The organism is Niabella beijingensis (assembly GCF_020034665.1).
Taxonomy (GTDB): Bacteria; Bacteroidota; Bacteroidia; order Chitinophagales; family Chitinophagaceae; genus Niabella; species Niabella beijingensis.
Genome location: NZ_JAIQDI010000001.1, coordinates 630,476 through 642,276, shown reverse-complemented (window position 1 = coordinate 642,276; position 11,801 = coordinate 630,476). Strand labels below are relative to the sequence as shown.

The 11,801-nt window shown below is 48.4% G+C and carries 13 protein-coding genes; 7 read left to right on the top strand and 6 right to left on the bottom strand.

Going from position 1 to position 11,801, the window contains the following annotated elements:
* The 4 genes from K7B07_RS02680 to ung all read right to left on the bottom strand — a co-directional run bounded on the left by K7B07_RS02680 (position 1) and on the right by ung (position 3,478).
* On the bottom strand, positions 1–522 hold the full coding sequence (locus K7B07_RS02680; protein WP_223707205.1) for a DUF4251 domain-containing protein: 522 nt from the start codon (positions 520–522) through the stop codon (positions 1–3).
* 127 nt (positions 523–649) lie between these two features.
* A complete protein-coding gene (locus K7B07_RS02675) occupies positions 650–1,477 on the bottom strand; it encodes a TerC family protein (protein WP_223707204.1) in 828 nt (275 codons plus the stop codon).
* A 12-nt stretch (positions 1,478–1,489) separates the two neighbouring features.
* Positions 1,490–2,530, bottom strand: a complete 1,041-nt coding sequence (locus K7B07_RS02670) for a quinone-dependent dihydroorotate dehydrogenase (RefSeq protein ID WP_223707203.1) — start codon at positions 2,528–2,530, stop codon at positions 1,490–1,492.
* Positions 2,531–2,767: 237 nt separating this feature from the next.
* Complete coding sequence (gene ung / locus K7B07_RS02665; protein WP_338041118.1) at positions 2,768–3,478, bottom strand: uracil-DNA glycosylase; 711 nt, start codon at positions 3,476–3,478, stop codon at positions 2,768–2,770.
* Positions 3,479–3,653: 175 nt separating this feature from the next.
* On the opposite strand from ung, the gene K7B07_RS02660 reads away from it, so the two are divergent.
* The 5 genes from K7B07_RS02660 (at position 3,654) to K7B07_RS02640 (ending at position 7,572) form a co-directional block, all read left to right on the top strand.
* Positions 3,654–3,842 (top strand): hypothetical protein, encoded by a 189-nt coding sequence (locus K7B07_RS02660; RefSeq protein WP_223707201.1) that lies wholly within the window; start codon positions 3,654–3,656, stop codon positions 3,840–3,842.
* A 66-nt stretch (positions 3,843–3,908) separates the two neighbouring features.
* A complete protein-coding gene (locus tag K7B07_RS02655) occupies positions 3,909–4,817 on the top strand; it encodes a DnaJ C-terminal domain-containing protein (protein WP_223707200.1) in 909 nt (302 codons plus the stop codon).
* Between the two features lie 2 nt (positions 4,818–4,819).
* On the top strand, positions 4,820–5,107 hold the full coding sequence (locus K7B07_RS02650; protein WP_223707198.1) for a chaperone modulator CbpM: 288 nt from the start codon (positions 4,820–4,822) through the stop codon (positions 5,105–5,107).
* Positions 5,108–5,153: 46 nt separating this feature from the next.
* Positions 5,154–5,642 carry a hypothetical protein gene (locus K7B07_RS02645; RefSeq protein ID WP_223707196.1) on the top strand — a complete coding sequence of 163 codons (489 nt, stop codon included), beginning with the start codon at positions 5,154–5,156 and terminating at the stop codon, positions 5,640–5,642.
* Between the two features lie 76 nt (positions 5,643–5,718).
* Entirely contained in the window at positions 5,719–7,572 is a 1,854-nt protein-coding gene (locus K7B07_RS02640) for a M1 family metallopeptidase (protein WP_223707195.1), read from the top strand.
* A gap of 30 nt (positions 7,573–7,602) precedes the next feature.
* On the opposite strand, the gene K7B07_RS02635 is transcribed toward K7B07_RS02640, so the two are convergent.
* Complete coding sequence (locus K7B07_RS02635; RefSeq protein WP_223707193.1) at positions 7,603–9,171, bottom strand: M20/M25/M40 family metallo-hydrolase; 1,569 nt, start codon at positions 9,169–9,171, stop codon at positions 7,603–7,605.
* A gap of 83 nt (positions 9,172–9,254) precedes the next feature.
* Here K7B07_RS02635 and K7B07_RS02630 point away from each other — a divergent pair, with 83 nt between their 5' ends.
* Positions 9,255–9,638 (top strand): hypothetical protein, encoded by a 384-nt coding sequence (locus K7B07_RS02630; RefSeq protein WP_223707191.1) that lies wholly within the window; start codon positions 9,255–9,257, stop codon positions 9,636–9,638.
* Positions 9,639–10,024: 386 nt separating this feature from the next.
* Positions 10,025–10,804: an FkbM family methyltransferase gene (locus K7B07_RS02625; protein ID WP_223707189.1), complete on the top strand. Its 780-nt coding sequence runs from the start codon at positions 10,025–10,027 to the stop codon at positions 10,802–10,804.
* 47 nt (positions 10,805–10,851) lie between these two features.
* On the opposite strand, the gene rsmG is transcribed toward K7B07_RS02625, so the two are convergent.
* Entirely contained in the window at positions 10,852–11,502 is a 651-nt protein-coding gene (rsmG, locus tag K7B07_RS02620) for a 16S rRNA (guanine(527)-N(7))-methyltransferase RsmG (protein ID WP_223707187.1), read from the bottom strand.
* Positions 11,503–11,801 lie beyond the last annotated feature (299 nt).

Sequence of the window (11,801 nt, the reverse complement as noted above, 5' to 3'; positions counted from 1 at the left end):
TTATTGATTGGCTTCCACATTCCCGTTAAAGGAAATCGGCGTTTTATTCATGCTCAGCACCCGGAGGGACGCAAATCCGGAAGGGGAAACCGTAAGATAAAGCGAACGCACTTCGTTGTTGTCTTTAGGCGTGATCTCGATCTCATAATTGTTTTTCCGCTGCGACTTTTTGTAATCGAATTTTGTTGAAGTGAATTTAATGCCGCCCTTGGTCGGATCCACCGGTGCGGTAAAGGACCTTCCGAAGAAGGGGAGATAGGCGATCACGGAGTCCGGCGTCACCCGCACATCGTACCGCGATGTAAGCTGATAAAGGTTGCTGGCATTGGGGAACAGGAAGCGCGGATTGAAGCGGCTGTCTTCTGTGGGAAAGACACTGGTGGCCACAAATGTATACTGCTGGCCGGTTACGGCGTCTGTAATTGCGGTGGACGACCCGGTGGTTTGTTTTTGTGAGGAGCAGGAAAAGAAAAAGAACAGTACCGGCAGTAAGAGCAGCGATGAATAAGTTATTGTTTTCATAAAAAATCTGTTTTATTCATGATGCGATCGTACTGTAATTTACACAATTTTTCCCGTACAGGCATTGTTAATGTCCTGCAAAGAACAGGGGTAAAAAAGCAGTGGCGGAGTTTGTGGCCCGATCCGGTTACTTGTCTTTTTCTTCATTTCCGGCCTCCTTTTTGGGAAGCACGGGGCTGTTCAGCTGCACCACATGTTGCTGCTGGCGTTTGCGCATGAACAGGTTCAGCAGCTCTACAATGAAGGAAAAGGCCATGGCAAAATAAATATAGTTTTTAAGATGCAGCTCATGGGCCATATCCGCATTCCATCCTTCCACGATCAGGCTTACCCCGATCATTACCAGGAAGGACAGGGCCAGCATTTTTATTGTCGGATGCTTCAGGATAAAGTCGGAGATCCTGGCACTGAAGGAGAACATAACGATCATGGCAACGATCACCGCCGCGATCATGATCTCAATATGTTTGGCCGTACCTCCCGCGGTGATCACGCTGTCGAATGAAAAAACGGCGTCGATGACCAGGATCTGGCCGATCGCCTGCCCGAAGCTGAGCGGTTTCTGGTTTTGGGCAGCAGCAGAAGGATCTTCACCTTCCAGTTTATGATGGATCTCTTTTACTGATTTATAAATAAGAAAAAGCCCTCCCGCCAGCATCACGATGCTGGCAAGATCAAATCCTTTTCCAAACCAGGATTCAGGAATGATGTATTTCCCTTTTTGTCCCAGCAGCCAGCTTAATGCCATCAACAACAGGCAGCGCGACAGGATCCCGGTGACCATCCACACACGCCGGGCCTTCCCTTGAGATTCTTTGCGCAGCCGGTTCAGGATGATGCTGACAAAGATCACGTTGTCGATCCCCAGCACGATCTCGAGTATGGCAAGGATTAGGAAACTGATCAATGAATCAACGGTGAAAATTTCCGCAGTAGAGATAAATAAGAGGTCCATGTATTTTTTGGTTTATAGATTGTTACAGATATTCCGCACAATTGCAGGACCTTCATAGATAAAGCCGGTCCAGAGTTGTACCAGCGAGGCGCCTGCTTCCAGTTTTTCTTTTGCATCTTCCGCAGTAAAAATGCCGCCGGATGCAATGATGGGGATGGCCCCGTTCGTTTGTTCTGTAATGTATTTTACAATGGCAGTGCTTTTCTGTTGTACCGGTTTTCCGCTTAGTCCGCCCGCTCCGATGGCTGCTACCTGGTCTGCCGGGGTTTTTAAATGACTCCGGTCGATGGTGGTATTGGTCGCTACAAGTCCGTCCAGTTTTATTTCCAGTGCAAGGGAAATGACATCATCGATCTGCTCCTGGCTCAGATCGGGGGCTATCTTCAGCAGGATGGGTTTGGCAAATGCCTTCCCATTGTTGATCATCGCGAGGTTCAGCAGGATCTTCCGCAAAGCTTCTTTATCCTGGAGCTCGCGCAGTCCCGGTGTATTGGGGCTGCTTACATTTACCACAAAATAGTCGACGAACGGATGCAACCGGGTAAAACAGGTGGCATAGTCCTGCCAGGCATTCTCATTGGGAGTTATTTTGTTCTTGCCAATATTCCCGCCGATGATCAGCGGGTATTTTTCCCTGCTGCCGGATGTTTTTGTTCTCCATGCTTCCAGGCGCTGCGCGATTTTTTCCACCCCGTCATTATTAAACCCCATGCGGTTGATCAATGCCTTATCTGCAGGCAGACGGAACAGCCGTGGGCCTTCGTTACCGTCCTGGGGCAGCGGGGTAACGGTCCCGATCTCCACAAATCCGAATCCCAGGGCTTCCAGTTCATTAAGAAAAACAGCATTTTTGTCAAACCCGGCTCCCAGGCCAACGGGGTTTTTAAAAGTGAGGTTTAAAAAATGGGTTTCTTTGAGTGGTGCGCTGGTGAAGGAACGGACGATGGCCTTGCCCAACTTATTACCGGTAAACAGTTGCAGGTGGTGCATGGCCATATAATGGACCCGTTCAGGGGGAAAACTGAAATAGAATTTTCTTAAAAGACGGTACATACAGCGCAAATATAAACCAGAAATGAGAATGAGGATCCAGATTTGAGTATTGAGATTTGAGCGTTCAGATCTGAGCATTGAGAAATACGTATCCGGAACCGGGATTACGGGATTCGAAATCGGGACCGGGTATGGGTTTCCGGTGCTCCGGTTCTGACGCGGATTGCGGGACAGTGCACAGATCGCTGAAAGCTGATATTTGAATTCTCAACTCTCAATTCTCACGTCGCGCTCCCTCTATCCGTCAATTTTCCAGTCGATGGGGTCAATGCCATGTGCCGCAAGGTATTCATTGGTCTTTGAAAAGGGCTTGCTGCCAAAGAACCCGTTATGTGCGGAAAGCGGGGAAGGGTGCGCGGATTTCAGGATCAGGTGTTTGGCGGTATCGATCAGTGCCGCCTTTTCCTGGGCGAACTTTCCCCACAGGATAAAAACCACATTTGATTTATCCTCAGAAACTTTCCGGATAACCGCGTCTGTAAAAGTGGCCCATCCGATCTTGGCATGACTCATGGGCTCACCGGCGCGTACTGTTAAGGAGGCGTTCAGCATAAAAACACCCTGCTGTGCCCATTTGGTAAGGTCACCGGTTGCGGGTACCGGCACGCCAAGGTCGGCATGCAGCTCCTTGTAGATATTCACCAGGGAGGGCGGTGGAGGTACGCCCTTTTGTACCGAGAAGCAAAGGCCATGAGCCTGCCCCGGCCCGTGGTAGGGATCCTGCCCCAGTAGTAATACTTTTACATCAGCGAACGGGGTGGTGTTAAATGCATTAAAAATGTTTTTACCGGCGGGGTAAATGGTTTTTCCCAGTTGTTTTTCGGCTTTCAGATGCTGCACCAGCGAACTAAAATAAGGCTGCTGAAATTCTTCCTGCAATTCCTGTTTCCAGGAGGGATCAATGGCTACTTCCATCCGTGCTGTTTTGGGTAAAAATAACAACTTCATCCAGAAGCACAAAGATTTCTTGAAGGCTATTAGATGGCTGGTTTGTAGTGTGCTAGATATAGCGATTATTTTCAGGGTAAACCAAGGCTGATAGCAGGTATCGATAATTTAACATTTCCCGGGGAGCTTGCTGTTTGATTTTGGCTACTTTTATCGAAACACTAAAGCACTTTAAATGAATCCGTACATCTTATTTCCTGTAGTTTGGATTGTTGCTAATGGTATTTATTCGGTCATCATGTATGTCTTTCTGAAGGACCGGTTATACAAGGAAAAATATGTAACCATACTTAAAGTGTCGCTTGCCAGTTTATGGATCATCTCATTCCTGGGAATATTTGCGGCCTGTCTGATCTTTTTCTGATAAACGGCAGCTGCGATTGTTGGAATTGTTCCGGTTATGTTTTAAATTGAAATATATTTTGAATAAATGGAGTATATCGACTATTATAAGGTCCTGGGAATATCCAAAGATGCTTCTGCGGATGATATAAAGAAGGCCTACCGGAAGCTGGCCCGAAAACATCACCCCGATCTGAATCCCGATGATAAAGAAGCTGTAAAATTATTCCAGCAGATCAATGAAGCGCATGAGGTATTGAGCGATCCGGAAAAGCGGAAAAAATACGATCAGTACGGTGCCGACTGGAAGCATGCCGATCAGTTTGAAGAAGCGCGCCGGCAGCGGACTTCCGGCCAGCAAGGTCATCCTTTTGAAGGTGGACAATATACTTATAGCAGTGGTGAGGAAGGTGATTTTTCCGATTTCTTTTCTTCGCTTTTCGGTAATGCCCGCAGTGAGGGGCGCTCCGGTACCCGGTTCAAAGGTCAGGACTACCGGGCGGCCGTAACGCTGAACCTTTCCGATGCCTACCGCACACATCAGCAAACGTTTACCGTCAATGGAAAAAATATCCGGATCACCGTTCCTGCAGGAATTGAAAACGGACAGGAGATCCGGATTGCCGGTTATGGCGCGCCCGGCGTGAACGGAGGACCCAACGGAGACCTGTATATCACATTCGATATAAAAAATGATACGGGCTTTGTGCGGAAGGGGAATGATCTGTATACCCATGTATCCCTGGACCTCTACAAGGCGATGCTGGGAGGAGAGGAAACCATCGATACCATGGGAGGCAAAGTAAAACTATCCGTAGCGCCGGAAACACAGAACGAAACAAAAGTGCGCCTGAAAGGCAAGGGGTTCCCCGTGTACAAACAGGAAGGCGTTTTTGGTGATCTGTATGTTACCTACCAGGTGCAGTTGCCGAAGAACCTGTCGGAGAAAGAAAAAACATTGTTTAAAGAGCTGGCTCAGGAAGCCGAAAAAAAATAAAGATGGAGCGTCATACAAACAGCATATCGGTAGAGCAGTGTTGCTCCTATTACAGGATCGAAACCACATTTGTGCAATCACTGAATGATCATGGACTGATTGAGCTGGTGCAGCAGAATGAAAGTTATTTTATTGCATTTGAACAGCTGGCGGATCTTGAAAAGTACATGCATATGCATTACGATCTGGATATTAATATGGAAGGCCTGGAGGCAATAGCGCACCTGCTCAATAAAGTGCAGCGGTTGCAAACAGAGATCCGGGGGCTGAAAAATGAACTGGGGCACTGATGCCGCTCTATGCGATCCGCAGCTTAATGGCATGTGGTTGTTAAAAATGAGATTATTTCCTTTATACGGAAGGGGGCCTGCTATTGGGTACCGGCACATAAAAAAAGGGTTGTTGCTTTTTTTTATGTGGTGTTCCTGCTGTGTCAATGCCCAGGAACAGGGGTTGCCGGCGGCTATTGCAGACCAGTTTTATATGCAGTACCCATATGCCACTGATCTCAGATGTAAGGTAGACGGACGAAAGGCCGTTGTTGATTTTCTGATGAAAAAAGAAAAATACCAGGCCATTTATAAAAAAAATGAATGGGAATACACGGTAATGGATTTTAGTTTTGACCGGTTGCCGGAAAAAATAAAGGAACGCTTCAGAAAGTCCCGTTCAGGAGTGATAGCCGTTGCCGATGTGGATGTAATATACGTTCCAAGCGGGTTTGAAGCGTATCGCATCCGGATCGGGGAACCCCGTGATCTCAAAAAATACATTTATTTCAGTGAATCGGGGAAAATCTTTCATACTGCTCCATACCAGGACTGACCGTACGTCCATCGCTTTTTAACCCCGTCTTTTCTGTTTTTTTGTTTATTTTCCGCGTGAATTAAACTTTTTAATCATGCGTACCTCAAAAGGTTTATTATTTTTTTGGGTTGTTTTTTGGGTAATGAAGACCGATGCCCAAAACGGTTACTGGCAGCAGCGGGTGAAATATGTCATGAATATCGATATGGATGTATCTTCCAACCGGTTCAAAGGAAGACAGCAACTGGAATACTGGAACAATTCACCGGATACGCTGGATAAAGTTTATTATCATTTGTTCTGGAATGCCTTTCAGCCGGGAAGTATGATGGATGAACGGAGTAAGCGACAGGGTACGATTGAGATCGGAAATAAGTCAGACTGGGATCCGCGTGTGAAGGACCGCATCAGCAATCTGAAGCCGGACGAGATCGGATACCAGAAGGTCAGCCGGCTTACCATGAACGGGACTTCTCAGCCCTATGAAGTACAGGGCACCATCCTGATCGTAAAACTGACCCGTCCCATTCTGCCCAAACAGAAAGTGACATTTGCAATGGACTTTGAAGCGCAGGTGCCGTTGCAGATCCGGCGAAGCGGAAGGGACAACCCAAATACCAAAGTACGGTATTCCATGAGCCAGTGGTATCCCAAATTAAGCGTTTATGATAAAGACGGCTGGCACCCTACACCCTATGTGGGGCGGGAGTTTTACGGGAATTTCGGCGACTTTGACGTGAACATCACCATTGATAAAAACTACATCCTGGGTGGTACCGGTTACCTGACCAATGCCAACCAGATCGGGTATGGGTATGAAGCGGAAGGTGCCGCCGTGACCCGTCCGGCAGGAGACAAGCTTACCTGGAAATTTACGGCACCGGAAGTGCATGATTTCATGTGGGCTGCGGACCCGGAATTTGTTCACCGGTCGAAAAAGATACGGGAGGATCTTACCTTACACCTGCTGTATAAACCAGCTAAATCAACGCCTGAAAAATGGGAAAAGATATTATCGGATGCAGCGCAGGCCCTGCCTTATATTGAAAAGACATTCGGTCATTATCCATATAAACAATATTCTTTTATTACCGGTGGCGATGGCGGCATGGAATACCCGATGGCCACGCTGCTGGCCGCTCCGGGCGCCTGGCTGCATGAATGGATGCACGAATGGTTCTACGGACGGCTGGCAACGGATGAAACCCATTATCCGTGGATGGATGAAGGAGGGGCTGATTATGCAGATACGCGGGTCTCTGCATGGCTCAACCGGCAGGGGGTACCGGGATATGAGCGGCCCGATTCCACCTACTTCCAGTACCTGGATCTTGTTAAGAGCGGAAAGGAAGAGCCGCTAAGCACACCCGCTGATCATTTTAATACGAATTTCGCCTACAGTCGTGCCAGCTATATCAAGGGTTCCCTGTTCTTATCGCAACTCGGTTATATCCTGGGGGATTCGGTAAGGGACCGGGTGCTGCTGAATTATTATAACCAGTGGAAGTTCAAACATCCTGATGCGAATGATTTTATCCGCGTGGCACAAAAAACAAGCGGCACAAAGCTGGATTGGTACCGGGATTACTGGATCTACAGTACAAAGACCATTGATTATGCCATCGACAGTCTTTGGGAGGAAGGAGGAAAGACAAAGATCCGCCTTCGCAATGATGGCCTGATGCCGATGCCGGTTGATTTCCTGATCCGCTTTAAAGATGGTACGCAGGAGCTGCATAATGTTCCGCTGGATCTGATGTACAATGCCAAACCCCCTGAGGATGCCGGTATGCGGTGGAAGGTTTACCCGCCCTGGCCCTGGACCAATAAATTTTACACCATAGAAACCGGTCACCGCCTGATGGAAATAGATACCGGAGAGATCGATCCTGGTTTGCGGATGGCTGATATCAACCGCCGGAACAACAAGATCCAGCTGCGGTACTAAGTGCTGTGTAAGGAGGATATTGCCTGGATATTATTGATCTGCTCCGCCTTTGCGCTCGGGCTCCTTCACTTCGGGCCATTTGGCTGGTTGCCCGTTTATCGCCGGCAGCACGCGTTTTTCACGGCTGGCGAGCTCAGGGTCTTCTGATGCCATATAAGCCAGTATCGCTGTGAGGATAACATTATTCCGGACTTCGTCAAACACGATTTTATCGTAAGTATCGCGGTTGGTATGCCAGGTGTATCCGCCATAACCCCAGCTAAGCGAGCCGAGCATAAAGCTGGGTACGCCTGCTGCCACAAAAGAAGCATGATCCGATCCGCCGCCGCCCGGCATGCCGGGAAAACTGGTTTCAATACCGGAGGTTATTTTTTTGGGCGCCGCTGTCAGCCATCTGCCCAGGTAATCGTAGGCATTTACAAAGCCCTGTCCGCTGATACTGGCAATACGCCCGGTTCCGTTATCCTGGTTAAACACCGCCTGGATGTTTTTTACGATTTCCGGGTTGTCCTTTACAAAAGCCCGGGATCCATTGAGTCCCTGTTCTTCGCTGCCCCATAAACAAACCAGTATCGTACGCTTGTTGTTGGGATAAAGCTTTTTAAGGATGCGCAGGGTCTCCATCATGGTAATGGTGCCGGTGCCATTATCGGTAGCGCCCTGGGCGCCGTCCCATGAATCGAAATGTGCGGAAAGAATAACGTATTCATTGGGTTTTTCTTTTCCTTCGATCCGCCCGATCGTATTAAAGGTCTTGACCATTCCAAGTTCTTTTGATTGTACATTGATCCGGATACGGGGCTTTTGCCCGTTCACGGCCATACGGTATAGCATACCATAGTCTTCTACAGAAATATCAATGGTCGGGATTTTTTTAGTACGCGCGCCGAAGATCCGGTTGGCGCCCATGATGCCGGTCCAGTTTGAAATGGCAATGGCCGCAGCACCCGCTTTCTCCAGCGCTTCAGGAAGGGTGCTGTTGTTGTAGCCGGTATTGGCGATCCGTTTGCGGAAGGCTTCCGTATCGTCTGCGCGTTCTTTCATCATCTTTTCGTAAAGCTCGGGTGTGGCAAATTCCTTGATCTGATAATCCGGCCGGCCGGACCTCTGATATTGTGCCATCAATACGATCTTGCCTTTAATGCCGGCGAGCCAGCTGGTAAATTCCTGCGGGCTAGTTACATACGGCAGCACGATTACTTCACCCTGCACCGGAGTTTTGGTAGCCGGGCTCCAGGCAAGTTGTGTGGCTTCCAGGCTTTTGATACGGGGGGCGGTCAGCTCTACCTGTGAGCTGCCGCGCTGCCATCCCCGCCATTCACCAAACTGCTGCCTGCTGCCGCTTATGCCCCATTTTTCAAAGGAGGCAATAGCCCAGTCGCTGGCTTTCTCCATTTCCGGGGTGCCAACCAGCCGCGGCCCGATCCCATCCAGAAGTTCGCTTGCCAGCTTCTCCAGCTGGGAATTACCGGTGGCCTCATTAATGATTTTTTCCACAACAGGCAGTAGGTGCTCTTCAGAAGCCGGTGCCGGTTGTGCTGCGACAAACTGATTACCAAGAAAAAGCACGGCCAGGGCCATTTTTGAACGCAAACGCATAAGGTTATATTTGTTTTTCTACAATATAACCACTTTAGGGCAAAAAGCAAAAAGGTGTATCTTTAACCGACATTATTAAGGCAATGGAAACGTTATTGATAACCGGTACTGCCTTGTGGTGTTTTAAACATGAGGTCATTACGCGCAGCAAAAAACGCGACGCGGGATTTTACATATCCGCCGCCAAACCCTTTCACCAGCATTTAACAGATATCGCACTTACCGACAGGGCCATTGAGCTTTCGGGTAACGAATATTATTCCATACCGCTGGAGCTGATCTCCCAGCTTTATATCGGCTTTGATGAATGCTATACACGGGCGCTTATATGGAACTTCGGCCTGGGCGGCCAGCCGTTACGCATTATCACCAGCAACGGGCAGGTGATGTATTTTTTTATCGACTATAACCTGCTGGGAACTGCCAATAAAATCTGGTTTGAACAGATCCGTGAACGGATCGCCTGAAAGTGTCTTTTTGCGGGATATACTATCCCGGTTTATCCTATTATTGTATGGGCACCAATAAGACTTGTTATACTTATTGAACGTATGCTGCACCGCTGCAGCAACAATACTTTGTGCGATACCGGTAGCCCGGAGGGCATCCGTTTGAATAGCCCTCCGTGGTGCGCTTGAGGGCTATTCACATTGAGGCTTTCAGGCCTCTTTCTTGATTAAGGATCAGATTATTTTTAGTCTGAGGAATGCGCTTGGACAGCCGGCAATACTGGCTTTTGGTACCGCCTCCCCGCTTCTTCTGGTAATGCCTGCCGGCAGTTGTTCCGGACCACAGCTGAAAACCCGGCAGCCGAAAAGAAACAGTAAGTCATAATGCCCTATTTTTACACCCCATGAAACGCAAGCATGTTCCACAGGTTGTAACAACAGTTGCCAAAAAACTGGCATACCGGTTCTATCATTTTAGCGAGAAGGTTTTTCAGCCGCCGTTCGACCGGTATGATTTTGAAACCTTTGATGTAATCAACCGTGTGGTAAAAAGAGACAGTAACTGTATCGACATCGGCGCACATAAAGGAGAGATCCTGAACGCACTTATAAAAAAAGCTCCTGCCGGCCGGCATATTGCATTTGAACCCATACCTTACCTGTTTCAGCGGTTGAAGAAAAAATATAAGGACCGGGTACAGCTTTTTAATACAGCGCTTTCCAGTGAAGTCGGGGAAGCGACCTTTACCGTTTTTAAGGACCGGCCCGCCGTCAGCGGTCTGAAAGAACGCAATTTTGATAATGCCGCTTACAACAAGGAACAGATCATTGTAAAGGTAGAGCGACTGGAAGACCTTGTTCCTGCCGGGCAGCCGGTACACCTGATCAAGATCGACGTGGAAGGGGCAGAGCTGGAAGTGCTTAAAGGGGCGAAACGTATATTAGAACAGTACCATCCCGTTGTACTGTTTGAGTTTGGAAAGGGCGGCAGCGATCTGTACGGCGCCACGCCGGAACTGATGTATGATTTTTTTGATGCGCTGGGATATACACTTACCCTGCAGCAATATTTTCTGAAGAACCAGCCGGGGTTCAGCCGCGCGGAATTTATCGGGCAATTTGAAAAAGGCTATAATTATTTTTTCCTGGCGCATAAGGCAGACAAACCGGTTTTAACCTCGTAAGCTGCAGCAATGCATTGACGGACCCTTTGTTGTTTCCGCTTTACCGGTTATTTAGGGACATATACCAGGTATTTTTCCTGGAAAAAAGGCTCAGTGAACAGATCGCTGACGGCCATGATATGTGGCCGGGTGCCGCTATCAAAGATCTCTTGCGCGAGATCGCCGCCCTTCAGGCAGATCAGCCCGGGGGCGTGTTCCCCTTGCTCTATAAGCCGGGTCGTATGCAGCGTATGATCCTTGCGGATCAGCGGCCTGCTCCATTGCCACAGATCTTTCAGGGGCGCCACTGCGCGGGAAACAACAAAATCAAATTTTTTATCTTTAATGTCTTCGATCCTGCAGTGACGGGTCTGTACATTTTTTAACCCGATGGCTTCCGCCACACCATCCACCACTTTTAGTTTTTTCCCGATACTGTCTACCAGTAAAAACTCCACTTCCGGGAAAAAGATGGCCAGGGGGATACCGGGGAATCCGCCTCCGCTTCCAAGATCAACGATCTGTGTGCCGGGTCTGAAACGGAAGATTGCCGCGATGCTGAGCGAGTGCAGTACATGTTTTTCATAAAGGCTGTCAATATCTTTTCTGCTGACCACATTTATTTTCTCGTTCCACTCCTTATACAATCCGGAAAGGGCGGAGAACCGGGCTGCTTGTTCCGGTGTAAAATCATCGAAATATTTTGAGACGATATCCATGCTGCAAAGAAAACAATTTCCCGGCGATCGGACGGTATTTATCCGGCAGGGGGAGCGCCTGCACTTCCTGATGACCCGGGGAACCGGGCCCTGGATTAGCATCCGGTTCCGGGGCCTGTTGTTTATTTCTTTGTGAATAACCCTGTTAATAATTCGTACACAAATAAAGATTTTTTTCTACCCTTTTTAGGGTCTAAATTCGCTTCCTGATTTCAAGGGCACAAAGCGGAATCCCCTCAAAAATCAATAAATTTAAGGTTGGAATAGTTACCCGCGGAAATGTTAATTAAAGACCCGAG